Source organism: Nocardioides cavernae, from assembly GCF_016907475.1.
In the GTDB taxonomy this organism is placed as follows: domain Bacteria; phylum Actinomycetota; class Actinomycetes; order Propionibacteriales; family Nocardioidaceae; genus Nocardioides; species Nocardioides cavernae.
Window position 1 is genome coordinate 3,655,619 of the sequence record NZ_JAFBCA010000001.1, and the last position, 22,108, is coordinate 3,677,726.

General features: G+C 71.6%; 25 protein-coding genes. 8 read left to right on the top strand and 17 right to left on the bottom strand.

Going from position 1 to position 22,108, the window contains the following annotated elements; translation table 11 throughout:
• Positions 1–9: 9 nt before the first annotated feature.
• The 8 genes from JOD65_RS17105 to JOD65_RS17140 all read right to left on the bottom strand — a co-directional run bounded on the left by JOD65_RS17105 (position 10) and on the right by JOD65_RS17140 (position 7,345).
• Complete coding sequence (locus JOD65_RS17105; RefSeq protein WP_191196107.1) at positions 10–621, bottom strand: hypothetical protein; 612 nt, start codon at positions 619–621, stop codon at positions 10–12.
• A 58-nt stretch (positions 622–679) separates the two neighbouring features.
• Positions 680–1,369: a hypothetical protein gene (locus JOD65_RS17110; RefSeq protein ID WP_191196108.1), complete on the bottom strand. Its 690-nt coding sequence runs from the start codon at positions 1,367–1,369 to the stop codon at positions 680–682.
• Complete coding sequence (locus tag JOD65_RS17115; protein ID WP_307821233.1) at positions 1,362–1,886, bottom strand: RNA polymerase sigma factor; 525 nt, start codon at positions 1,884–1,886, stop codon at positions 1,362–1,364. The genes JOD65_RS17110 and JOD65_RS17115 overlap by 8 nt, the downstream gene beginning before the upstream one ends.
• A gap of 167 nt (positions 1,887–2,053) precedes the next feature.
• The gene (gene ctlX / locus JOD65_RS17120) at positions 2,054–3,085 is read right to left on the bottom strand and encodes a citrulline utilization hydrolase CtlX (protein ID WP_191196109.1); all 1,032 of its coding nucleotides are present in this window, start codon (positions 3,083–3,085) and stop codon (positions 2,054–2,056) included.
• A 31-nt stretch (positions 3,086–3,116) separates the two neighbouring features.
• The gene (locus JOD65_RS24110; protein WP_191196110.1) at positions 3,117–5,450 is read right to left on the bottom strand and encodes an amino acid adenylation domain-containing protein; all 2,334 of its coding nucleotides are present in this window, start codon (positions 5,448–5,450) and stop codon (positions 3,117–3,119) included.
• Positions 5,451–5,464: 14 nt separating this feature from the next.
• The gene (locus tag JOD65_RS17130; protein WP_191196111.1) at positions 5,465–6,565 is read right to left on the bottom strand and encodes a threonine aldolase family protein; all 1,101 of its coding nucleotides are present in this window, start codon (positions 6,563–6,565) and stop codon (positions 5,465–5,467) included.
• 18 nt (positions 6,566–6,583) lie between these two features.
• On the bottom strand, positions 6,584–6,787 hold the full coding sequence (locus JOD65_RS17135; RefSeq protein WP_191196112.1) for a hypothetical protein: 204 nt from the start codon (positions 6,785–6,787) through the stop codon (positions 6,584–6,586).
• Between the two features lie 33 nt (positions 6,788–6,820).
• Positions 6,821–7,345 (bottom strand): 2'-5' RNA ligase family protein, encoded by a 525-nt coding sequence (locus JOD65_RS17140; protein WP_191196113.1) that lies wholly within the window; start codon positions 7,343–7,345, stop codon positions 6,821–6,823.
• A 54-nt stretch (positions 7,346–7,399) separates the two neighbouring features.
• Here JOD65_RS17140 and cobT point away from each other — a divergent pair, with 54 nt between their 5' ends.
• From cobT to cobU, 3 genes are read left to right on the top strand one after another with little or no spacing between them, the layout of a single operon-like run.
• Complete coding sequence (gene cobT, locus JOD65_RS17145; RefSeq protein ID WP_191196114.1) at positions 7,400–8,440, top strand: nicotinate-nucleotide--dimethylbenzimidazole phosphoribosyltransferase; 1,041 nt, start codon at positions 7,400–7,402, stop codon at positions 8,438–8,440.
• Positions 8,437–9,201 carry an adenosylcobinamide-GDP ribazoletransferase gene (locus JOD65_RS17150; protein ID WP_307821234.1) on the top strand — a complete coding sequence of 255 codons (765 nt, stop codon included), beginning with the start codon at positions 8,437–8,439 and terminating at the stop codon, positions 9,199–9,201. The genes cobT and JOD65_RS17150 overlap by 4 nt, the downstream gene beginning before the upstream one ends.
• Positions 9,202–9,220: 19 nt before the next feature.
• On the top strand, positions 9,221–9,748 hold the full coding sequence (cobU, locus tag JOD65_RS17155) for a bifunctional adenosylcobinamide kinase/adenosylcobinamide-phosphate guanylyltransferase (protein WP_191196115.1): 528 nt from the start codon (positions 9,221–9,223) through the stop codon (positions 9,746–9,748).
• A gap of 11 nt (positions 9,749–9,759) precedes the next feature.
• On the opposite strand, the gene JOD65_RS17160 is transcribed toward cobU, so the two are convergent.
• Together JOD65_RS17160 and JOD65_RS17165 are read right to left on the bottom strand one after the other, a co-directional pair.
• Positions 9,760–11,493 (bottom strand): DEAD/DEAH box helicase, encoded by a 1,734-nt coding sequence (locus JOD65_RS17160; protein WP_191196116.1) that lies wholly within the window; start codon positions 11,491–11,493, stop codon positions 9,760–9,762.
• Between the two features lie 24 nt (positions 11,494–11,517).
• A complete protein-coding gene (locus tag JOD65_RS17165; protein ID WP_191196117.1) occupies positions 11,518–11,877 on the bottom strand; it encodes a hypothetical protein in 360 nt (119 codons plus the stop codon).
• 171 nt (positions 11,878–12,048) lie between these two features.
• Here JOD65_RS17165 and JOD65_RS17170 point away from each other — a divergent pair, with 171 nt between their 5' ends.
• Positions 12,049–13,584 carry an MFS transporter gene (locus tag JOD65_RS17170; RefSeq protein ID WP_204811245.1) on the top strand — a complete coding sequence of 512 codons (1,536 nt, stop codon included), beginning with the start codon at positions 12,049–12,051 and terminating at the stop codon, positions 13,582–13,584.
• A gap of 37 nt (positions 13,585–13,621) precedes the next feature.
• On the opposite strand, the gene JOD65_RS17175 is transcribed toward JOD65_RS17170, so the two are convergent.
• The 3 genes from JOD65_RS17175 to JOD65_RS17185 form a co-directional block, all read right to left on the bottom strand.
• On the bottom strand, positions 13,622–13,999 hold the full coding sequence (locus JOD65_RS17175) for a VOC family protein (protein WP_191196118.1): 378 nt from the start codon (positions 13,997–13,999) through the stop codon (positions 13,622–13,624).
• Positions 14,000–14,102: 103 nt separating this feature from the next.
• Positions 14,103–14,360: a hypothetical protein gene (locus JOD65_RS17180; protein WP_224747766.1), complete on the bottom strand. Its 258-nt coding sequence runs from the start codon at positions 14,358–14,360 to the stop codon at positions 14,103–14,105.
• 146 nt (positions 14,361–14,506) lie between these two features.
• Positions 14,507–15,487, bottom strand: a complete 981-nt coding sequence (locus JOD65_RS17185) for a cupredoxin domain-containing protein (protein WP_191196120.1) — start codon at positions 15,485–15,487, stop codon at positions 14,507–14,509.
• Positions 15,488–15,668: 181 nt separating this feature from the next.
• On the opposite strand from JOD65_RS17185, the gene JOD65_RS17190 reads away from it, so the two are divergent.
• Positions 15,669–16,217, top strand: a complete 549-nt coding sequence (locus JOD65_RS17190) for a hypothetical protein (protein WP_191196121.1) — start codon at positions 15,669–15,671, stop codon at positions 16,215–16,217.
• 89 nt (positions 16,218–16,306) lie between these two features.
• Here JOD65_RS17190 and JOD65_RS17195 read toward each other — a convergent pair whose 3' ends face one another.
• Together JOD65_RS17195 and JOD65_RS23445 are read right to left on the bottom strand one after the other, a co-directional pair.
• Entirely contained in the window at positions 16,307–16,828 is a 522-nt protein-coding gene (locus tag JOD65_RS17195) for a dihydrofolate reductase family protein (protein WP_191196122.1), read from the bottom strand.
• A 53-nt stretch (positions 16,829–16,881) separates the two neighbouring features.
• Entirely contained in the window at positions 16,882–18,387 is a 1,506-nt protein-coding gene (locus JOD65_RS23445; RefSeq protein ID WP_191196123.1) for a helix-turn-helix transcriptional regulator, read from the bottom strand.
• Positions 18,388–18,526: 139 nt separating this feature from the next.
• Between JOD65_RS23445 and JOD65_RS17205 the strand changes: the two genes are divergently transcribed.
• Both JOD65_RS17205 and JOD65_RS17210 read left to right on the top strand, forming a co-directional pair.
• Positions 18,527–19,195, top strand: coding sequence for a hypothetical protein (locus JOD65_RS17205; protein ID WP_191196124.1), 669 nt, complete (start codon positions 18,527–18,529; stop codon positions 19,193–19,195).
• Positions 19,192–19,632 (top strand): hypothetical protein, encoded by a 441-nt coding sequence (locus JOD65_RS17210; protein WP_191196125.1) that lies wholly within the window; start codon positions 19,192–19,194, stop codon positions 19,630–19,632. The genes JOD65_RS17205 and JOD65_RS17210 overlap by 4 nt, the downstream gene beginning before the upstream one ends.
• Positions 19,633–19,707: 75 nt before the next feature.
• On the opposite strand, the gene JOD65_RS17215 is transcribed toward JOD65_RS17210, so the two are convergent.
• Positions 19,708–20,817 (bottom strand): class I SAM-dependent methyltransferase, encoded by a 1,110-nt coding sequence (locus JOD65_RS17215; RefSeq protein WP_307821235.1) that lies wholly within the window; start codon positions 20,815–20,817, stop codon positions 19,708–19,710.
• 64 nt (positions 20,818–20,881) lie between these two features.
• On the opposite strand from JOD65_RS17215, the gene JOD65_RS17220 reads away from it, so the two are divergent.
• Positions 20,882–21,478 (top strand): VOC family protein, encoded by a 597-nt coding sequence (locus JOD65_RS17220; protein WP_191196126.1) that lies wholly within the window; start codon positions 20,882–20,884, stop codon positions 21,476–21,478.
• A 115-nt stretch (positions 21,479–21,593) separates the two neighbouring features.
• Here the strand turns inward: JOD65_RS17220 and JOD65_RS17225 are convergent, their stop codons facing one another.
• Positions 21,594–21,974 carry a hypothetical protein gene (locus JOD65_RS17225; RefSeq protein WP_204811247.1) on the bottom strand — a complete coding sequence of 127 codons (381 nt, stop codon included), beginning with the start codon at positions 21,972–21,974 and terminating at the stop codon, positions 21,594–21,596.
• Between the last annotated feature and the right edge of the window lie 134 nt (positions 21,975–22,108).

Here is a 22,108-nt window from a genome sequence, read left to right on the forward strand (position 1 = left end):
CGGACGGGTCTACGCCTCCGAGCTGATCAGCACCTGACGCGGCTCCTCGTCCCGGGAGCGCCGAGCGGCGACGGCGCCGACGACGAGGCCCAGGAGCACGCCGGGCACCGCCCAGCGCCAGCCGGTGAGCGAGAACCACGCCGTCCCGGGCTCTGCGGGAGCCGGTGCAGGTGCCGGGGCAGGGGTCGCGTCGGCCGGGATCGAGACCACCTCGGGGGCGACCGAGTCGTCCAGCACCTGCGTCAGCACGGCCTCGAGCTCGTCCGCCTCGGCGACCTCCACCCACTCGCCCGTGGCCTCGGCCGAGAAGGTCGTGGAGACCCAGGCGGTCCCGTCGGGGGTGACGTGGACGCGGTCGAAGCGCCACGGCATCACGTCGTGCACCAGCCAGGTGAGGTTGTAGTCGACTCCTCCACCGGGCGCCAGCGGCTCGCCCCGCGTCTCGTCGGCGGGCAGCAGCCCCAGCAGGGCGTCGTACGCCGCATCGTCGTAGTAGAGCGCGCCGGCAGACTGGCCGGGCTGGGTGATGAGCACGCTCGTGGGTCCACCGGCCTGCGAGGCGGCCGGCAGTCCCACGGCGGCGGCGAGAGCGAGAACGGCGACGGCCAGGATCCTGCGCATGGCTCCTCCTCGGGACGGGGTTGCCGGGGATACACCGCCGCGCGGGCGGAGGTTCCCTTCAGCCGGCCGACTCGGCGATCCGCGTCGCGGCGGCGAGGTCGAGGTCGCCCTCCAGCCGCAGGGTGAGGTCGCCGTCGAGCCACAGCAGGGTCGGGGCGGCCAGGCGGGACGGGAGCTCGCGCTCCGAGCCGCCGTCGGGGACCACGGTGACCCGGTGCGCCGTCGGCAGCCAGAGCGCCTCGGTCCCGGCGACGAGGACGTGCTCGGCCCGGTCGGCGGTCTTCCAGAAGAGCGGCTCGACGTCGCCGCGCAGCTCGTCGAGCCGGACCGTGCCGTCCTCCGTCGTCCAGCTGAGCGACACCACGAGCCGGTCCGCCGAGACCTCCACGCCGTCGGGGGCACCGAGCTCGGCGGGCACGACAGGGGTGAAGCCGGCGAGCCGCTCCGCGCGCTGAAGGTCAGGGGTGCCGGGCGCCGGCGGCACCGTCGGTGTCTCGGTGACGGGGTCGCCCGACGTCACCGAGACCCCGGGCAGGCCGAGCCACCCGCGGATCTCCGCACCCACCGGGGACGCCACGACACCGACGCCGACCAGGCCGGCGGCCAGGCCGGCCAGCCACCGCCGCCACCGCCGGCGCGGACGCGTCCTGGCGACGCGGTCCATCACGGCCCGCTCGAGCCCGTCCGGGACCGGCACCTGCAGGTCGGTGGCCAGGGCGGACAGCCGCTCCTCCAGGGCGTCAGGCATGGTCCACCTCCTCGATCGTCGTGGCGAGGTCGTCGCGCAGCCGCGCGAGGCCCCTGCTCAGCCGGGACTTCACCGTGCCCCGGGGCACGCCGAGCACGACGGCCGTGGTCGCCTCGTCGAGCTCGAGCAGGTAGCGGCAGGCCACCACGTGGGCGAGCTTGTCGGGCAGCCTGCCGACCGCCGCGAGCAGCCGCTCCCGGTCCTCCCGGCCGACCACCTCCGCGGACGGGTCGAGCAGGTCGGTCAGCGGCGGGCGGGCCTCCCGCGCCTCACGACCGGCACGTCGTACGGCGGAGCGGTGGGCGTTGCGGGTCTCGTTGGCGACGATCCGCAGCAGCCACGGCCGGAACGGCCGGTCCTCGCGGAACGACCCCAGCGATCGGTACGCCTTCACCAGCGCCTCCTGCACCACGTCCTCGGCGTCGCTCCCCGCCCCGAGGAGGGCGGCCGTGCGCATCGCCACGGGGGCGTGCCGGCGCACGAGGACGGCGTACGCGTCGGTGTCCCCGGCGCGCACCCGGACGACCAGGTCGGCGTCGTCCGCGAGGTCGTGGCTGCCGTCGTCGGTGCTGATCGTCCCTCCCGTCCCTCGACCCCAGGCTGGGTCCCAGCACCGTGTCTACACCGCCGGGGCGGTCACGGTTCCCCTGCGCGATGGCGGGAGCGTGCGGGAGGACGGTCGGGTCAGGCGTTGCCGTCGACGTAGCGACCGTCGGGCGTGACCGGGTTGTCCTCGTTGATCGCCGCGACCGCCTCGGTGAGCTCGACCTGCTCCAGCGGCGGACGACGGTCGAGGTGGATGCCGGCGATCATGCAACGCACCGATCCGCCGGCGAGCTCGATCGTCGGGATGTCGACGGCGACGATCTCGCACGACTCCTCGATCGCGGCGACCTGCTCGGGCCGCAGCGACCGCTTGGCCCGGGCCGACATCGCCATGATGTAGCGGCGCTTGCCGTCCGGCGTACGACCGCACAGCTCGACGGCGTTGCCCGCGAACTCGCGGATCTGCTCCTCGGTCAGCTCGACGATCGTGCGTCCGGTCACGGCCAGCCGCTCCCGCACCTGCTCGCGGCGCTGCTCGTCGGCGATCATCTCCAGCGCGATCATCGCGACGTCGGTGCCGATGCAAGCGATCACGTTGGTGTGGTAGACCGGCACGCCCTCGGAGTCGACGGCGTCGAAGGCCATCGGCTCGTAGTTGAAGTCGGTGCAGAACCGCTCCAGGACGGCGGAGTCGGCCCGGTAGCTGCGGGCGGTGTAGGCCACCCGCGAGACGTGGTCGAGCACCATCGCGCCCGTGCCTTCGAGGAAGATGCCGTCGGGCTCGAGGCCGCTGTAGTCGACGATCGCCTGGACGCGGTACTCCGACTTGAGCATCTCGAGCACGTCGGCCCGGCGCTCGTGGCGGCGGTTGGAGGCATACATCGGGTAGACGGCGACCGTGCCGCCGGCGTGCGTGGAGACCCAGTTGTTGGGGAACACGCTGTCCGGGCGGGTGTGGTCGTCGTCCTCGAAGACGTGGACACGTACGCCCGCCTCCCGCAGGGCCGTGGCGAGGGCGTCCTCCTCGGCCAGCGCACAGGCCGACGTCGCCTCCTCGCTCTGGCCTGCCGGGGCATCGGCCTGGAAAGCGTTGTCGGCAGCGGTCGCCGGGTTGGGGACGAAGCTGGTCGCGCGGACGAGGATCACTGCAGAAGGGGCCTGGGCACTCACGGGAGGAATGTAGGGCACCCGCGCTCGGTCGTCAGAACCCGCGCGAGCCCCCACCGCCGCCGCCCCGCGAGCCGCCGCCCCCGCCGAAGCTGCGCGACCCTCCGCCGCCGCCCCCTCGGGAGCCACCGCCCCCGCCGGAGCCGCCCCCGAAGCCGCCCCCGCCGGAGCTGCGCCGACTGGCGGCCGCCGCCCGGCGCGCAGCCTCGCGCCGTTGCTCGGCGTCGCGGCGGTCCTTGCGCGCCCGGGCGCCTGCCCGGTCGGCGGCGTCCTTGGCGTTGCCGGCTCCGGACGTGATGGCGGCGAGCGATCCGGTCTCGGCCTCGGCGCGGGCGAGCAGCGCCGCGGCCTCCTCGAGCAGGTCGCGGGCGGCGCGCGAGACGTCGCTGTGCCGCACCTCACCCCGGGCGGCGGCGATGGCCGACGCGGCGTCCTCGAGCGCACGCTGGGACGCCTCGTGGTCGGCGATCGCCCGGTCGACCTCGGCCCGTGCCCGCACCAGCCCGGCCTCGACCTCGCCCAGCTGCTGGTCGAGACGGAGGTAGGGCGGGCGGGGCGTGGTCAGGTCGTCGCCGACGGCGACCGCGCCGGCCCGCAGGGTCGAGACGTCGGGCACCACGGCGAGGAACGTCATCGCCGCCGGGTGGGTGGTGACCTGCCCCTGGACGGCGTCGGCCTCGACGACGGCCCGCTGCACCCGCAGCGGCAGGTCGACCGACAGAGCGCGGAGCTGTTCGACCCGCTGCGCCGGCAGCGCCGCGTCGGCCGCGATCGCGTCGGCCGACTGCTGGGCCGCGGTCAGCTCCTCGCGGCCCCGCGCGAACTGCTGGTCGGACATCGAGGTGTGGGCCTCCACCGTGCGGATCGTCCCGTCGAGGGCCTTCCGCCCTGCCGCCGCGCGGTCCACGGCGACGCGCACCCCGTCGACGCAGCTCGGGTCCTGGTCGGCCTCGAGCCCCTCGGTGGTGACGTACGCGTCGGCGATCGCCCGGTCGAGCTCGGCCGTGCGCGTCCTCAGCGTGGCGGTGTCGCGCTCCAGCGCGGCCCGGAACGCCGCGAGGCCGGTGAGCCACGACTCGTGGGAGGCGAGGTCGGTGTCGGCGCGCTCGCCCGCCGCGCCGGCGTCCCCGAAGCGCTGCTCGGCGACCAGCGCCTCGACCTTCCGAGCCGCCTCCTCGGCAGCCTGCGGCGCGGGGTCGTTGTCGGTGGTGCGGTAGCCCTCGCCCTGCCGGTCGGCGATCAGCCCGGACACGACGCTCGCCCGGGCACGCAGCGCGGCGACACGGGCGGGCAGCTCTGCGCGCAGCGTGTCGTAGGCGGAGAGCCGCACCTCGACCGCTGCCATCGCGGCCTGCGCGTCCCGCAGGTCGCGGGTCGCCGCATCGACGTCGTGCGTCGCGCGCAGCGCCTCGTCGGTGTCCGTGTCGGCGATCGCGGTGTCGGTGTGCAGCTCGGACAGCCGCAGGTAGGTCCCGGTGGCGGCATCACGGACCGTGACGGCCTGCGCGTGCTCGGCGCGGCTCTGGTCGGCGACCGCGTCGCTGACCGGTGGCAGCGCGGCGACGCGGGCGTCGATCAGCTCGTTGCTCTCGTCGAGCTCGAACCACGCCTGGGCCATCGCGCTCGTCGCCGTGCCGAGGGCGGCCCGGGCGGCCGCGCGTGCCTTGAGGCGGCGGCGTACGCGCGTGGCACCCCACCCGGCACCACCGACCGCGGCGAGACCGACCGGCACCCCGAGCGCCCAGCCCGGCACGTCCGCGCCGCCGCTCGAGCCCGTGTCGTCGGGGTCGTCGGGGAACCCGCCCGGGAAGTCGTCGAGGTGGTCGCCCGGGTCCTGACCCGACCCCTGCGAGGCGTACGCGTCGGCGTAGCCATCGACGCCGGCGAGCATGCCGTCCGTCCAGGCGCCGTTGCCGAACGCCGGACCCATCCCGTCGAGCTCGACGTCGTCGCGGGCCGCGTCGAAGCGCCCGAAGGCCCGCCCGTCGTAGTGGCTGCCGAGCTCGCGCCCGTCGACCGACACCCCGAGGACGAGCAGCGACTGCCGGCCGCCGCCCGTGAACCCCCACCCGTTGCACTGCCGGCGGGCCGCGAGGAGCGCGTCGTAGAGGTCGCCGGTGCCGGGCGTGTCCTGCCAGGCGATGACCTTGACCGTCACCCGCCCGTCGCCGAAGGCCGCGCGCGCGGCACGGGCCACGACCCGGTCGTCGAGGACGTCGGCCTCGTCGAAGACGACGCCGCGGTCGCACAGGTCACCAGCAGCAGCGGCCGGCGAGGCCAGCCCCCACGAGGCTCCTCCGGCGAGGACGGCCACCACTGCTGCGTGCTGCACCGCGCGTCGTACGCACCCGCCCACCGTCACTGCCACTCCCCCGTGCTCCGCTAGGTGCCGGGTGGACTCTTCCCGACGGCCGCCGCCATCAAACCAGCCACCTCGGCCGGGTCGTGGCGGATCGCCGGTTCGTAGCAGGTCAGCTCGGTCTCGACCCAGCCCGGCACCTCGCCGTCGCGCCACAGTCCGCACGCGACGACGCCCCGCTCCTCGACGAAGGCGACGACCCGCTCGTTGACCTCGTCGGCGGTGCCGGGGGCGTAGGCCAGGAACGTGCCGATGTGCGGCTCGTCCGGGAACGTCCGGAACCCCTGCTCCCGCAGGGCCGCCGCGAGCTCGACGGCCCACGCACGGTAGTCACCGAAACGGCCGAGGTGCTCCCGCAGGCCGATCAGCCCGCCCACCGCCGGCGCGGTGAGCGAGAAGAGCGTGCCGCCCATCCGCTGCCGCCACGAGCGCAGCTCCCCGGCGAGGTCGTCCGGGCAGACCACGAGCGCGCCGCTGGAGCCGCCGAGTCCCTTGTAGAGCGAGACGTAGACCGAGTCGAACAGCGCGGCGACCTCGGCCAGACTGCGGTCCCAGTAGGACACCGACTCCCAGATCCGTGCCCCGTCGGCGTGCAGGCGTACGTCGCGCTCGCGGGCGGCCGCCGACAGCGCGACCAGCTCGTCCCACGACGGCAGCAGGCAGCCGGCGTCGCGCAACGGCAGCTCGACCATCGCCGCGCCCAGCCGGCCGCCGACCGCGGCGAGGTCGTCGGCCGTGGCGGTGCGCCGGCCGGTGGTGAGCCACTCGAGCTCGAGGCCCAGCACCCGGCGCGGGCCGTCCTGCTCGTGGTGCACGAGGTGCGACAGGTCGGGCAGCGCGACGCGGCGCGAGCCGGCCCGGTCGCACCACGCCCGCAGGGTCGCCTGCTGCGCCATCACGCCGCTGGGGAACATCACCGCGGCGGGCTTGCCGAGCAGCTCGGCGACCTCGGCCTCGAGCTGGGCGACGGCGCCGCGCTCGCCGTAGCGGTCCCAGGCGAGGTCGTTGGCCTCGGCGTGGTCGGCGAGCTCGCGGAGCATCGCCGCGGGTGTCGACGGCGGGCGGTGGAAGATCCAGTCGGCCGATGCCGACGCCGCCCGGAAGCGGTCCAGGAGGTCGCTCATGCCGGCGTCAGGCAGACGTCAGGCGTGGCGCTTGAACCAGTAGGTCGTCTCGACGCCCGGGATGACCTGCACCAGCTCCCAGCCATTGACGCCGAGGGTGGAGAGGAGGTCCTCCCACGACTCGGTGCCCTCCACGAGCGCCTCGGGGTCGGCGTTGTAGCCGCCGACCTCCACGTTGCCCTGGTCATCGACAGTGATCTCGAGGTGTGCCCAAGAAGCCATGCCGTGATCCTGCCATGCCGGTCCGCACGCCGGTCAACGACCGAGCGCCCACTCCGCCACCACGTGGCACCGGTCGCTCTCCCACCACGCGAGCTGCAGCCGGTCGAGCACGACGTCGACGGGTACGACGTCCGCGAGCAGCGCCGCGGTGGAGGCGAGGTCGACCTCGTCGGACGCCGCGTCCACGGTGAGGTGCGGCTGCACGTCGGCGCCGAACTCACCGCCGTACGGCGGCCACGCGGGGAAGGCGGCCACGAGCCGCGCGGTCAGGTCGCGCAGCGCGTCGTCGGGGTCGGGGACGAGATGGATGATCCCGTTGGGGAACTGGCCGAGGCGCTCGAGGCGCACCCGGACCGGCGGCGTCGCGCTCGCGAGCCCCGCGACGGTCTCGAGGTCCGTCCTGCTGGGGGCCGGTGCGAACGGTCCGAGTGCGGTGATGTGCGCGTGCCCGAAGCGGGGGTCGGCGGAGACGAACCCGGCGTCGTAGTGCGCCGTCCGGTTGCGCACCCACCCCTCCAGCGCCGGCACCGGGAGCTGCAGGACGGAGTGGCCGGTCACGCGGGCAAGACTGGCAGGCCGCGCCGACACAGCCGTCACTAGGCTGCTGCCGCCATGAACGAATCACCGCGCGTAGCCCCGCCCTCCCCCGAGATCGCCGCCCTCGCCCGCGAGCGCCTCGCCGGCCTGGCCACCCCGCCGGGGGCGCTCGGCCGGGTCGGTGAGCTCGGCGTCTGGCTGTCGGCGGCCCAGGGCGTGGTGCCGCCGCGGCCGCTCACCGACGTACGCCTCGTGGTGCTGGCCGGCGACCACGGCGTCGCCGCGCACGGGGTGTCGGCCTATCCCGCGGCGATCACCGAGGCCATGGTGCGCACCCTCGTCGCGGGCCGCGCCGGCGTCAGCGCGCTGGCGCGCGAGCACGGCGTCGCCGTCACGGTGCTCGACGTCGCCGTCGACGCCGACCTCGGCGACCTCCCGGCCGAGGTCACCGCCCGCAAGGTCCGGCGCGGCTCCGGCGCCATCCACCTGGCCGACGCGCTGACCCGCGAGGAGGCCGAGCGCTCGATCGCCCTCGGCACCGAGCTGGCCGGGGAGCTCGTCGACGAGGGCGCGCAGCTGCTGATGACCGGTGACCTCGGCATCGGAAACACGACGGTCGCCGCCGCGCTCGTCGCCGCGACCCTCGGCCTCCCGGCCGACGAGGTGACCGGTCGCGGCACCGGCATCGACGACGACGGCTGGGTCCGCAAGCGGGACGTCGTCGCACAGGCCCTCGCGCGCGCTGAGGGCCGCACCTCCGATCCGATCGACGTGCTCACCGCACTCGGCAGCGCCGACCTCGCCGCCACCGTCGGGTTCCTGGTCGAAGCGTCCACCCGCGGCGTGCCGGTCCTGCTCGACGGCCTCATGTCGGTCGCCTGCGCGGTCGTCGCCGAGGCCCACGCACCGGGAGCCGCCGCCTGGTGGCTCGCCGGCCACCGCTCCACCGAGCCCGCCCAGGCCCACGCCCTGAAGTCTCTCGGCCTCGAGCCGCTCTTCGACCTCGGCATGCGCCTGGGCGAGGGCTCGGGCGCCGTCACGGCGCTGCCGGTGCTGCGCTCCGGGGTCGCGGTGCTGCGTGACGTGGCGCTGCTCTCGGAGATCCTGCCTTCGTGATCGTCCGCGACGCGTGGCTGCTCGCCTCCGGCACGCTCACCGCCGTCCGCGTCCCACCGCCGAGCCGGGTCGACCGCCGGGTCGCCGGCCTCGCGATGGTCCTCGCGCCGCTGGCGGTGCTCCCCCTCGGGCTGGCCGCGGCGGCCGTGGCCCTGGTCGCCGGCTGGGTCGGGCTGCCGGCGCTCGCGACGGCGTACGTCGTGCTGCTGGTGCTCGCGCTCGGCACCCGCGCCTTCCACTGGGACGGCCTGGCCGACACCGCCGACGGCCTCACCGCGTCCTACTCCCCCGCACGCTCCCTCGAGGTGATGCGCACCGGACCCGTGGGGCCTGCGGGCGTCGTCGCGGTGGTGCTCGTCGCTGGGCTGCAGGCGGCCGGGCTGACAGCCGTGGTGCGGCACGACCACGGCTGGTGGGTGGTCGGGGTCCTGGTGTGCGCGTCCCGGGCCGCGCTGGCGCTGGCCTGCGTGCGCGGCGTGCCCGCCGCCCGCGCCGACGGGCTCGGGGTGACCCACGTGGGCTCGGTGCCGGTCGTGGCTGCCGCCGCGTCGCTGGTGCTGGTCGCGGTCGTCGTGGGGCTGGCCGGCCACGGCCTGGGGTCGGCGTGGTCGACGGTGATCGGGGTGGTGGCCATGGTGGCCGTCGTGCTCGCCCTGCTGCTGCGGTGCGTACGACGGCTCGGCGGGATCACGGGCGACGTGCTGGGCGCGGCGGTGGAGATCTCGTTCGCCGTGCTCGTGCTGGCGGCAGCCACCGCCTGACTCTGACAGGATGCGCGCCATGCGGATCCTGGTCACCGGCGGAGTGCGGTCGGGCAAGTCCACCCACGCCGAGGACCTCATCGGCGGCGCCCCCGCGACGTACGTCGCCACCGGCACGCCGCCGGACCGCGAGCAGGACCCCGACTGGGCCGCCCGGATCGACGCCCACCGCGCCCGTCGGCCCGACGCCTGGGGCACGCTCGAGACGCAGGACCTCGCCGGCGTGATCGGAGGGGCTGCCGACCCGCTGCTCGTCGACTGCCTCGGCACCTGGCTGACCGCGATCATCGACGCGGACGACGCCTGGGAGCACGACTCCGACGCCGTCCACACCCTCGTCCTCGCCCGCACCGACGAGGTGGTCGAGGCGCTGAACCGCTGCGAGCAGGACGTCGTGCTCGTCACCAACGAGGTCGGCCTCGGCGTCGTGCCCGAGCACCGCTCCGGCCGGCTCTTCCGCGACCTGCTCGGCCTCGTCAACCAGCGGGTCGCCGCCGCCTGCGACGAGGTCCACCTCGTCGTCGCCGGCCGGGTCCTGCGCCTCTGAGGCGAGCCTGCTCAGGCGCCGTCCTCGGTCAGGGTCGTCATCGGGAGCCAGTCGGCTCCGAGGAGCTGGGCGAGGTCGGCGAGGCCGGTGGTGTCGCCACCCACCGTGTCGGAGGCCGCGGCGATCCGCTCCACCATCACCTTGCCGACCTGCTCCTCGACGGTTCGTTCGGCATACGCGATGTGCCACGGCGAGACCTGGTGGTCGCGGTGGGTGCGGCCGGTCACCTGCCGACCGGCGATGCCCGAGAAGCGCGCCTGGTGGAAGACACCGACCCGAGGCTCCGTGCTCGCACTGCGGCCGTCGGCCAGGGTCTCGCCGGCGTGCAGGCTGATCGAGGCGACCGTGGTGAAGACGCAGACCTTCGCCTGCCCGGTCTGGAAGCGCAGCCGCTCGGCCTCCGGGTCGAACCGGTCGCGGCCGTAGATGGTGGCGACCTCGATGCCGGAGTCGCGCAACCGGTCGGCGATCGGGTCGGCGGCGGTCGCGACGAACTCGACCGAGCAGGCCACCTGTCGCTCGGCCTCGACCTGCTGGGCGATCCAGGCGACCGTCGAGTCGACGCGGATGAGTCCGGCCTTCTGCCGGAACCGCAGGAGAGCGGCCCGACCCTTCGCAACGTTGCGGCCGCGCCGCGCGATGTCCATCTCGCGGCAGAACTCCCCCCACTCGGCTTCGTACGCCGAACGCTCCGCCGGCGCGAGCGTCACGGGCATGCCGGAGATCGGCACCGGCCCCCACGGAGCGGCGCGGTGCAGCATCGCCGGGGGCCGCTCCTCGTCGAGCCAGCCGCGCACGAGCTTGAGGTCCGCCGCGCGCCGCGCCGGATCGGTGGTCCACGTCGCGCCGTAGCGTCCCCGTTCCACCCCGACGCCGTGGCGCTCGAGCGCGGTGGCGAACATGTCCCCGGGTTGCGTCGCCGAGGTCCACTCCCGCATCGACTCGCCCAGCACCTGCGCGTACGCCGGCGCGAGGTACGGGAGCTCGAGCGGGGTGTGTCCGGGCGTCGCGGTGGTCGCGATGACGAACGGCGCCGCGTCGTGCGGCTTCCCGTGACCCGAGATCCGCGCCCACAGCTTCCACCGCTTCGTCGTCGTACGTCGCAGGGCGTGCGCCTCGTCCGCGATGATCACGTCCCAGGTGTGGTCCTTGACCTTCTCGAGCCGGTCCCACGTGATCACGACCCACTCCAGACCGCCGTCTCCGAGCGCCGTGATCGTGCGGCACCAGTGGCCGATCGTGATCGCGGCTGGCCGGTCGGCCACGACGAGCACCCGTCTTGCGCCGCGGAGGTCGCCCACCGCCGTCGCCCCGAGGACCGCGGAGATCGTCTTGCCCACACCGGGCTCGTCGGCGAGCAGGAACTGCCGTCCTCCCGCGTCGGCGCGCGCCGCGATCGCATCGGCTGCCTCGAACTGGATCCGGCGGGGCTCGAGGTCGTCGGTCGGCTCGGGGGCAGGCGTCGGATCGTCAGGGTTGAGGGTGTTCTCGATGAACCGACCGAGCGTGTGGGCGCCCGGTGCGTACGGCGCGAGGTGCTTCGGCAGGGCGCGCCCGACGTACAGGTGGGTCCTGACGGCGGGGTGCCAGGTGGCGCCGTCGACCTGCGTCCCGTACGGGACGTCGAGCACCCACAGCCGCTCGCCCGGCCCCGCGACCGGCAGCGGCCGCTGCTGCTTCCGCGGGCCGCTCCGGCGCGGGGACGCGCTGCGTCGACGCGCACTGGATCGACGAGAGCTGGCCACCCCCGGACGTTATCGGGGCAGCCGCTACGAATTCGGGCGGCTCGCGTGGTGCTCGCGATACGGCTGGTACAGCCGCCCCAGGAACTTCTCGAGCTCCGAGGCGAGGTCCTCGTCCAGGGACGGGAAGGAGAAGGTCGCCTTGCCGGTGCGTCGGGACCGGAGCTCCTCGGAGGAACCCTCGAGCGTCTCGGGCCAGGTGTCCACGGCGATCGCGTAGAGGCTGACCTTGTGCGCGCTCCGCTTCACTGCGGCGAAGTAGTCGTGACTGCCGGATCCCGGCCAGCGCAGCGACGGCATGCCGTAGATGGTCGCGTCCTCGAGCTCGTCCCGGTACGGGTCGAGGAGCGCCCAGATCCGAGCTTCGACAGCGTCGAGGTCCGCCATCAGGCGAGTGTAGGAGGTCGGACCGGGGCAACATCGTCGATTTGTGGGTTGACCGGGGCTTCGGGTCGGGCATTCCATGAAAGTTGGTTCGGGTCCATCAACGGCAGTGTGGCCACTCATCAGGGTCAGCCGGCATCCGACCAACGCGGATGGATCGTGAGATGAGGTGTCGTGAGCGAACCCCCTGCCCGCTCGGGCAACAACCCGTCGGACCTTGACGGCCCCGACCCGGGTCGCTGGTGGGCGCTGGCCGTCCTGGCGGCCGCCCAGCTCATGATCATCCTGGACGCCTCGATCGTGAACATCGCGCTTCCGTCGGCGCAGGCGGACCTCGACATCAGCAACGCGGACCGGCAGTGGATGGTCACGGCGTACACCCTGGCCTTCGGCGCCCTGCTCCTGCTGGGTGGCCGGATCGCCGACTACACCGGCCGCAAGCGCACCTTCATCATCGGCCTCCTCGGGTTCGCCGGTGCGTCCGCGCTGGGCGGGCTCGCACCCAACCAGGAGCTGCTGTTCGCCGCCCGCGCCCTCCAGGGTGGCTTCGCAGCGCTGATGGCGCCTGCCTCTCTGTCCATCGTGACGGTCACGTTCACCGAGCCGAAGGAGCGGGCCCAGGCGTTCGGGGTGTTCGGGGCGCTCGCGGGCGGCGGGGCAGCGATCGGCCTGATCGTGGGCGGCGTGCTCACGGAGTACGCCTCCTGGCGCTGGTGCCTCGGCGTCAACGTGCCCGTGGCCCTGATCGTCGCTGCCGCGGCCGTCCCCCTGGTCCGCGAGAGCAAGGCCCACGGCGACACCAGGTACGACGTCCCGGGCCTCCTGCTCGCGACCGGTGGCCTGTTCTGCCTCGTCTACGGCTTCACCGAGGCCGCCCGTGCGGCGCACCCCGACGACCCGACCTCGACCGAGGTGCAGGGCTGGGGCGATCCGAGCACGGTGACCTTCCTGATTGCCGCGGTGGTCCTGCTGGTCGGGTTCGTGCTCTGGGAGCAACGGGCCCGCAACCCGCTGCTACCGCTGCGCGTCGTCATGGACCGCAACCGCGGCGGGTCGTTCCTGGTGTTCCTGCTGGTGGGCGCCGGGCTCTTCGCGATGTTCCTGTTCCTCACCTACTACTTCCAGGTCAATCTCGGCTACACCCCGCTCGAGGCCGGCCTGGCGTTCCTGCCGTTCAGCCTCGGCATCATCCTGGCCGCGGGGGTCGTGGCCCAGCTGCTCCCTCGACTCGGTCCGAGGGCGCTGATGGTCCCGGGACTCGCCATGGCCGTCGTCGGGATGCTGCTGCTGACCCGGATCGACCAGGACTCGTCCTACTGGGCGCTGGTCTTCCCGGCGATGGTGATCATGTCGGTGGGACTGGCCGGCGTGTTCATCCCCGCAGCCAGTACGTCACTGGTCGGGGTCGGTAGCCACGACGCGGGCGTTGCCTCCGCCGTGCTCAACACCTCGCAGCAGATCGGCGGCTCGCTCGGCACGGCGCTCCTGAACACGATCTTCGCCGGGGCGGTGACGGCGTACTTCACCGACAACCCGCCGGCCAGCCCCGAGGAGGGCCAGCAGGTCCTGCCTCTCGCGTTCATCCACGGCTACCAGGTGGCGTTCTACTGGGGCGCCGCCTTCTTCGCGGTGGCCCTGCTCGTGTCGGTCATCTTCATCAACGCCCACAAGGAGGACATCCCCTCCGATGCGGCCGCCTTGGCCGACTGACGGAAGCCCTGTCTGCGGCACGGCAGAACCGTAGGGCTCAGGGCTTGGGCGGGTGCTCCGCAAGGCAGAAGAGATTGCCCTCAGGGTCGGCCATCGTTGTCCACTGCACGTGGGGGTGCTCGTCCAACACATGCCAGCGCGTGGTCGCACCGAGCTTCTCCAGTCGAGCGACCTCGATTCGTCGTTCGCCCCATGGGACTGTCAGGTCGAGGTGCATCGTCTGACGGTCAGGCCGCGGACCGGTGAGGGGTTGGAAGAACATGGCGAGTCCACCAGGTTGGGCCGGAGGCAGATAGACGGAACCTCCGGACGATTCTCGGCCGCTCCCGGTGACAGCTGTCCAGAACGTCGCGAGTGCCTCTGGATCGGCGGCCTCGATGTTGACTGCGCCGAGAGTGATCTTGGGAAGTGGCATGCTTCGAACCTAGGCACCGGCGGCCGAGCGATCCAAGCGCCTGGTGCTTGCGCGGGGGCAACGTCGGATCGCGGCCGCCGTGCGGAGCGGCAGGGCAGGTTCCTCAGTCCCGAGCGTCGCGTCGCTCCTGGAGACGTGCGCGGGCCTCGGCCAGGTAGTTGAGACACGGGGCCTCGGCGTCGGGGTGCTTGGACGTGAGGTGGAGGATCCATCGATCCATCGCGGCCATGTACCCGTTGTCCTCCCCCGGCCGGCGCGTGCTCCAGGCGCGCGTGCCGGTCCCGGGTCGCGGGACCTCGCACTGCGTGCACGAGATCGTGTAGGCGAAGGAGTCGTCGGGGCTCACGTCGATGCGGACCAAGGCCAGCGCTCCTGCCTCGGCGCTGGCCTTCCTCTGTCGGGCGGAACGGCTGGCGGGCACAGGTACCTCGGTTCGTGCTCGGGGATGGCGGTCCCAGCCTAGGCACCGCCTGGGCTTCTCGACGTTGCGCACCTCCAGTCTGCGAGCTACTGCACCACCACCTGACCGACCATGCCCATCCCGGCATGGATGAGGCAGACGTACGAGTAGGTGCCTGCCTTGGTGAACTTCACCGTGAACGTGCTCGGCGGCGGCCCGAACCCTGCAGGCAGGATCACCCCAGAGCTGAGGGCAGCACCCTGGAAGTTGGTCGGGTCACCGGTGGGCGCGAACGGGTTCGCCGGCGGAGGTCCGAACGTGACCGTGTGTGGGACCGGGAACACGTTCCTCGCCATGTCGAAGGTCACGCTGTCGCCGACCTTCACCACGATGTTGCCGGGGATGAACCGGTTGACCTGCGCGCGCATGTCGGCAGCGCCCATGAACACGTGGTGGGAGCTGGCGGCGCCCAGTGCGTCAGACCACAGGTTGAGCCCATGCTCGATGTCCGCATTCGACGCCTTGGTGGCCATGGCGTTGTACTCGGCTTGCGTGTGCGGATAGGGAGTGCCGGCCTTGCGGACCACGACGACCGCCTTCATGGCCTCGCCGTGGACGTAGCACAAGTACTTGTACTTGCCCGGCTTCTTGAACTTCAGGTCGTACGACGTGACGGCGTCGGGGAAGAGGGCGTCGGGTGCGGGGGCCATGATCCCCGAGCTGCGGAACTGCCCCGGCTTGGAGATCGAGCCCTTCGACGTCGGCGCCGTCATGTAGGTGGTCATCGGACTGAACTCGACGGCGGGGTGCTTGTCGTCGATGAACGAGACGGTGTGCGGCTCCATCGAGTTGGCGACCCAGTGCACTGTGTCGCCGGCGTTGATCCAGATCTTCTTGGGCCCGTACGCCATCGTCTGTACGGCGCCTGAGCTCGACTCTGCGCCGACCATGACGTTCCAGGTCTTGGCCTTGGTAGCGGACGCGGCGTGGACGTTGCTTGCCAGCAGTGCAGGCATGGCGGCAAGCAGCAGGGCGAACACCGCGAGGAACACCGAGGATCTCCTCGGCCGGGGGGACATCAGGGGCATGCTCAACTCCTTCGCAGTTGGGTAACCTCCTCACTCTCCTCGCGGCAACGATCTGCGACAACCGGCTGTCGCGGGCTGCATAGACCACTCCCTCGAGGCACTCGGCTGGGGTCCTCCCCGCTCGCTCGGTGCCGAGGGTGGTTGCTCGCGCTGGGGCTCCTGTGAGCGCATCCTTGATCGGGTGGCGCACGTTGAAGGCCTGCAGTCCGGCGGCAGCCCACGGCTGATCTGGATCGGCGGAGCTGCTGGTCTGGCAGGCGGGCTGGCCTGGGTCATCAAGGGCGTCGCAATCCTTGCCGCAGACGACCAACCGCCACTGATGTTCGACGTCGCCCTTCCGCTCTTCGGCCTGAGCCTGTTGGGCGTTGCCCACCTCACTCTTCGGCAGGTGCGCCGAAGAGTGGTCGCGTCCTTGGCCTGGCTGGCTGTCGTTGCCGGGCTGGTGGCGTTCGTGAGCGAGCTGCTCGACAAGGGCTGGGACGCGTCGATTGCTGCGTCGTCCCTGGCGTTGCTGATGGGGCAGCTGACGCTGCCGAGGAGCGGCCGAGCACCCGCCCCGCTGACGTTCTGGATCGGCGTAGGCACGCTGCCAGCACTTGCGGTTGGAGGTGCTCTGGCCGAGATCGACGAGCGGCTCCTCGAGATCCCGCTCGTGTGCGTTGGTCTCGCTTGGATGCTGGTGGGATGGTTGACGTTGCGCAACCGGGATGCAGTCCCGGCATCGCGGTAGCGGCCGCAGCGCCTGTGTTCTCGCCGACATCCGCGGCCACGCGCCGACAGCGGCGGCGTGACGCACTCGCCGGGGCCGGGCGGGCTTCCCTAGGGTTTCGCGTACCTCAACAGGACGATGCCGCTGTTGAACGACGTGCAGTCCGTCAGGCGTAGCCGTCTGGACTGTTCGAGATCACCGAAGAGTCGAGTCCCGCGGCCCAGCACGACGGGTATCACAGCGATGATCAGCTCGTCGAGGGCGTCGGCGGCAAGGGCCTGCGTCAGCACATCGCCTCCACCGAAGACATTCACGTCCTTGTCGGTCGTGGACTGTGCGGTGGTCACGACGGTGCGAATGTCCTCTGACGTGAAAGTGATTCCTGATGGCGCCTCCTCGGGTGCGGAGTGCGTCATCACGAAGGTGGGCGGAGTGGACCTGCCGCCGCCGAACATTCCCACGGACTCGCGATACGTCGTGGCCCCCAGTACGTAGGCTCCACCCCGCTGCATCGTCTGCTTCATTCCGTAGTCCTCATCACCTCGCATGGCGTCGTTGAGCCACGCCATGTCGCCGTTCTCTGCTCGGATGAAACCATCGAGACTGGCCGCGATGCTTGCGAAGATGACCATGCGCCAGCGTATGACCCCGGCGACTTCCGTCCAGTGGCAACGCAAGGTGCTGGCTAGCGGCGTTCGTGCCAGAGAGCCAGTGCGGTGCGCGAGCTGAGGTTGAGCTTCGACAGGATCCGGCTGATGTGGTTCTCGACCGTGCGCTCGGACAAGGTGAACTGCCGCGCAATCGCTGCATTGCTCATCCCCTGAGCGACCAGCGCCGTCACTTCGGCCTCGCGAGGGGTGAGCACCTGATCCCTCTCGCCGGGGCCGAGCAGCGTGTCGAGCTGGTCGACCAGCGGTGCCATGCCGAGTCGCCGCGCCAGATCAAGGGCGCCGTGGGCGTGCTCGCGGCGGGCTCGCGAGCGGGTCGGCTCGACGGCGGCGAGCTCGGCCAGCACATACGCCTTTGACGGGAGAGCGTGGATCTCCTCTGACCGCACCAATGTGGATCTCAGATGCTCGTCTGCTGTGGTCAGGTCGCCGAGCAGTCGAGCCAGGCGGCCTAGCGCCAGCCCTACGGGACCCTGGTACGGCGCGTGTGCGTGAGCGACGACGTGCAGGTGCTCGTACAGCAGGAGGGTGGCGTACAGCCTTGCGGCGTTGGCCTCGTCACCCAGCCAGACGCAGACGTCCGCGCCGTCTGCGATCGCCATCAAGAACTCCGGCGCCTCCACCGGCACTGCCGCGACCTGGGCTGCGAGCGCTCGCCACTCGTCGGCGGCTTCCGCTCGAAGGCCCGCGCTCTTGAGCGCCACGCACAGCCAGGTGCGTGCGACGAAAGGGAGGTGCTCGACCTGCTCACGCACTTCCTCGAGCAAGGTCTTCGCCGTGCCCTGATGGCGCGCGGCCTCGAACGCGAACGGCAGCCGCAGGAACGCCGCGTCGCTGTGCTCCCCTCCGATCCGAGCAGCGTCCTCGGCCAGGCGTACGCCGTCGTCGAACCGCCCGTCGACGAGTGCCTGCGAGGCCCGCACCAGGAGCACCCGCGACTGCCAGGCCGAACCCAACTGCTCGGCGAGCACAGTCAGCGAAGCCAACTCTCCCAACAGCTCCGTCCGCTGGCCGTTGGCGGCGTGAACGTCCATCGACCACAGCCGGCCCCAGGCTTGCATCTCCCGGTCGCTGACGGTCTGGCCCAGCGCAACTGCGCGGCGAGCCAGCGCCAGGCGGTCCGCCCCCAGGAGCGGGTCCTGCAGCGCGGCGATGCGCGCTTGAATCTCGACGAACTCGACCTCGGCACCTACCTCACCGTCGACGTCGACCAGCTCGATGGCGCGGAACACGTCACGGGTCGCCTCGACCTGGGCCACCACCCGCGCTGCCGCCTCCTGCCCGGCCGGTCCGGCGCGTTTCAACAGCGCGAGCGCGTCGCTGGCCAGCGCGTGCACTCGCGCGCGAAGCAGGGGATCGAGTGGCCCGCGGACCAGGGTGGCCGTAGCCGCGATCAGCGACGGGTCAGTGTTCTCGGTGCAGCCCTCGACAATCGCAACGCAGCTGCGCACGGCCTCCGCCACGGCGCCTGCGGCGTACTGCTCACGAGCCCGGCCGAGCTGCTCGCGGAGCTCGTCCTCCATGATCACCACCGTAGGGCTCCCAGAGCCGGGCTGTCGCGGCCTGGTTGAGCGCCTACTTGAGTGGTTCCCCTCATGTGCACCCGGGGCGTGTGTTCCTAGCGTCGACAGCACCCAGCCATGCCGTCCCAGGAGGACCACCATGACGACCCACTCCGTGCAGCCGACCACCCCAACCCGGCCGCTGCGCCGCGATCTGCGCACCGCCCTGGCACCGGGCTTGCTCATCATCATCGCTGCCGCCGTGCAGGGCGACGGCGCCATCATCACGGCGGCCTACCGAAGCGCCTCGCCGATCTCCGAGGAGCAGCTGTCCTACCCGTGGGACGGCGCCACCGCGATCACCACGTCGCTGATCTGGGCCGCCAGTCAGGTGCTGATCGTTGTGGGACTCGTGGCTTTCGCGCGTAGCGGCGCGGCGCCTACCACGGCCGGGCGTGTCGGAGGGCGGCTCGCCGTGGCCGGGGCCTTGCTCTACGTCGTCGCGCACGGTCTGTCGCTGGTTGCGTTCGACGCCGCCCTCGACGACCCCATCTCGGTCGCAGTGCTTTCGTGCTTCGGGGTCGGAACGATGCTCACCGCGGTCGGCCTGATCATGGCCGGCGCGGCCGCGCTGCGGGCGGGAGTCTGGTCGCGTTGGCGCCGATACACCCCGCTCGTCCTCGGGGTCTGGATGGTCGTCATGATGCCGCTGCAGTTCACCCCGGCTCTCCCGCTCGCCGTCGGCCTCTATGCGCTCGCCTTCCTGGCCCTCGGTCTGGCCTTGATCGTGGAGGACCTGGAACCCGAGCGGAAGGAGGCACCTCGATGAGCCGCTCGCGGACCGCAGCGTTGGTGACCTGGACCTATGCCGCGATGTTTGGCGTCCCGGCCGTGCCTGTGGCGATCTTCCTCGCCGAGAACGGCAGACTTCCCTCGCTGTGGGGCATGTTCGACATGTACGCCGGCCTCTGGTCCACCCAGCTAGCACAGGACCGTGTGATAGCCCTGCTTCTGGCGTACGCAGGCCTTGTGCTGGCTGCGGTCTGGTCGGGTTGGCTGCTGTGGCAGATGCGCAAGGGAGGGGCGGTGCTGAACCTGGGACTGCTGCCGCTGGAGGCAGTCTTCTGGATCGGCTTCGCTCTCCCCATTCCCTGGCTGTTCGGGATCGCGAGAGTCGCGCTTGTGGCCCTGGCGTGGCCGGAGCTCTCCGGATCGCGCCGTCAGGCGACCGCCACGACGCCAGATGCTGCTAGACCATCGAGCTGATCCCGCGACGCCGTGCGTGAACTGATCTCTCCGGCGAGCAGGCCACCCACCGCCGCCGGTGACTTCGGTGGGCTGTCACGACAGTTGGTAGAAGCGCCAGAACCCGAAGTCCTCGATGGGCAGTATCTCGAAGTCCGTGAACCCTGCTGCCTCGCCATATCCACGCAGGGTGGATGGGCGCATGACGGTGCCGGTCCCGACGCTCGGCGTGCTCGACAGGCCGTCGGGGAGGCAGACGAAGAGACTGAAGCCGTACATCAGGCGTTCGAGATCGTCGCCGTTGGGTGCGAACTCGTCAGCGACAGCCTCGTCCATGACGACCAGCGGCGCCCCGGGTGCCAAGGCCTTGCGGACGGCTGAGAGGACGTCGATCGGTCGTGGCATGTCGTGGACGCACTCGAAGGCGAATGCCGCGTCAAAGCGTTCGGCCGGCAAGGTCGAGGCGTCCTGGTGGAGGAAGGTGACCCGGTCTGCCACGCCGGCCGCCCGGGCGTTGACCGTGGCCATCGTGACCGATTGCTCGTCGATGTCGATACCGATCACGGAGGCGTCCGGGTAAGCGCGAGCAAGGGCGATGCTCGACCACCCGCCACCGCTGCCGATGTCGAGCAACCTGGCCCCTGGCCGGCGGAGGATGTCGTGCAACGTGCTGATCCCAGATAGCGCGGGGCCGAGCTGGCTCTCGAACCACGGCCGATTGGCGTCAGCCTGCGACTCTCGGGCGTCGGGGCCGAGGTCGTCCCAACTGACGCCGCCCCCGTCGCGGTAGGCCTCGAGCAACCGAGGCAGTGCTGGACCCACGGCCCCGAACATCCTGCCCATGGGTGCGAGATAGGCCAGGCTCGAGACGTCAGTCATGACCTCTGCGGTGCTGGGGGGAATCGCGTAGACGCGTTCGTCGGCTGCAGCGTCGTGCTCCACCGAGAGCAGGCCGATCACCGCTTGTTGCTCGAGCCACTCACGCGCGTAACGCGGCTGAGTGTTGGTGCGGGCCGCGAGCTCGACAGCAGTCGCTGGCCCCTGATCGGCGAGGCTGACGTACCAACCGAGACGGTCTCCGAGGTAGACCGACATGATCTCCACCGTGCCGAGCAGAGATCCGAAGAGCCGCTCTGCGACTTCGTCTGCTGTCTGCTGGGATGCGTCCATGGCCTCACTGTCCTCTTCCACGAGCTTCTGCGCCACGAGTCGTTTCTCCCGCGTTGGCCGCACTCGTGGGTCCTACGATGGCGGGCGGAAGGAGGCGGCGATGGCCGATCCGTTGGGCGACATCATCGGGGACTACCAGGCCTTCGCCGCGCAGCAGCACCAACGGTTGCTCGCACGTGGTGTCGACATCGGCCCGTACCCGCTCAGCCACCTCGCCTTCCGCGTGCCGGAGTGGGACCAGTACGTCCATGTGCGCAACCTGCTGGAGCGCCACGCGGTCTGCAACCGGGAGAACGTCTGGAACGGCCGCCCGATCTCCTTGATCGTCCCTGCGGAGCCGCTCGAAGTCCTCAACGGCAAGCTCGTGCCCCTCATCGAGCTCATCCCTCCTGTGCACCAGCGCGTCTACAAGATGGGACTGGAACATCTCGGCGTCGTGGTCGGCGACGCCTTCGACGCCTTCGTCACGACGTACAAACCCGTCCTGACCGGACAGCAGTTCCAGGGACCGAAGAGCACACCCGACCCCGTCTACATCTTGTTCGAGGACTTCACCCACGTGAAGTTCTACCGCCTCTCGTTGAGGGCGTCCGTCGAGCTCGACGCCGGCCCCTTCGGCGACGGGTTCCACCACGTCGACGATTGGGCACCCCAGCGGCTCGTGACCGCCACCGGTCCGAATCCTCTGCCGCGCTGATCGCGGCGTCGCGGGTGGATCTCATCACTCAGCCGATCGGTCGTGCGCCTGCGCAGCAGCTCAGTCACGCTGACAGGCGGCGGTGTCCCGCGTGCCGGGTTGTCGGTGGTCAGGGTCAGTGGTCGCGCGGGAGCCGCCGGTTCAGCGAGAACAGTCGGCCGAGCACCGGCATCAGCACGATGTTGAGGCCGTGGAGGACGCCGATGATCAGCAGGATCCCCCCGACCCTGACGCACGCGTTCTCCACCTGCCCGGCCGTCACCTCGCCCAGGCTCCCTGGCATCGCCTCCAAGCGCACGGTGAACAAGATGTAGGCCGCGAAGATCAGGTAGTAGACGATGTCGGTGAGCACGATGTAGCTCTTGCCGGTCATCGGGTTGTCGTGGAAGACGTCGGCAGCGTACGCCCGCCCGAACCGCTTGATGAACGGGCCGAGCCACACGGCGACGGCGACCAGAACTGCGTTGGTTCCGAGCTCCAGGACCCACCAGGACATGTGCACTCCTTCCTCGTCTCGCGGTGTGGTGATGGCGATCAGTGTGGCGAGGCACCCGAGGGCCAGCATTCCGAGAGCCACGCCGCGGGCGCGACGCGACCGCCGCAGACGGTCGGCGTCGATGCTGTCAGCGA

Excerpts from the sequence above, each read along its gene's own strand:
- JOD65_RS17225 (WP_204811247.1), bottom strand. The coding sequence starts at position 21,974 with ATGTCCTGGTGGGTCCTGGAGCTCGGAACCAACGCAGTTCTGGTCGCC.
- JOD65_RS17130 (WP_191196111.1), bottom strand. The coding sequence starts at position 6,565 with ATGAGCGACCTCCTGGACCGCTTCCGGGCGGCGTCGGCATCGGCCGAC.
- JOD65_RS17205 (WP_191196124.1), top strand. The coding sequence starts at position 18,527 with ATGACGACCCACTCCGTGCAGCCGACCACCCCAACCCGGCCGCTGCGC.
- JOD65_RS17110 (WP_191196108.1), bottom strand. The coding sequence starts at position 1,369 with ATGCCTGACGCCCTGGAGGAGCGGCTGTCCGCCCTGGCCACCGACCTG.
- JOD65_RS17185 (WP_191196120.1), bottom strand. The coding sequence starts at position 15,487 with ATGCCCCTGATGTCCCCCCGGCCGAGGAGATCCTCGGTGTTCCTCGCG.
- JOD65_RS17220 (WP_191196126.1), top strand. The coding sequence starts at position 20,882 with ATGGCCGATCCGTTGGGCGACATCATCGGGGACTACCAGGCCTTCGCC.
- JOD65_RS23445 (WP_191196123.1), bottom strand. The coding sequence starts at position 18,387 with ATGGAGGACGAGCTCCGCGAGCAGCTCGGCCGGGCTCGTGAGCAGTAC.
- JOD65_RS17165 (WP_191196117.1), bottom strand. The coding sequence starts at position 11,877 with ATGGCGGACCTCGACGCTGTCGAAGCTCGGATCTGGGCGCTCCTCGAC.
- JOD65_RS17105 (WP_191196107.1), bottom strand. The coding sequence starts at position 621 with ATGCGCAGGATCCTGGCCGTCGCCGTTCTCGCTCTCGCCGCCGCCGTG.
- JOD65_RS17195 (WP_191196122.1), bottom strand. The coding sequence starts at position 16,828 with ATGGTCATCTTCGCAAGCATCGCGGCCAGTCTCGATGGTTTCATCCGA.
- JOD65_RS17135 (WP_191196112.1), bottom strand. The coding sequence starts at position 6,787 with ATGGCTTCTTGGGCACACCTCGAGATCACTGTCGATGACCAGGGCAAC.
- cobT (WP_191196114.1), top strand. The coding sequence starts at position 7,400 with ATGAACGAATCACCGCGCGTAGCCCCGCCCTCCCCCGAGATCGCCGCC.
- cobU (WP_191196115.1), top strand. The coding sequence starts at position 9,221 with ATGCGGATCCTGGTCACCGGCGGAGTGCGGTCGGGCAAGTCCACCCAC.
- JOD65_RS17175 (WP_191196118.1), bottom strand. The coding sequence starts at position 13,999 with ATGCCACTTCCCAAGATCACTCTCGGCGCAGTCAACATCGAGGCCGCC.
- JOD65_RS17210 (WP_191196125.1), top strand. The coding sequence starts at position 19,192 with ATGAGCCGCTCGCGGACCGCAGCGTTGGTGACCTGGACCTATGCCGCG.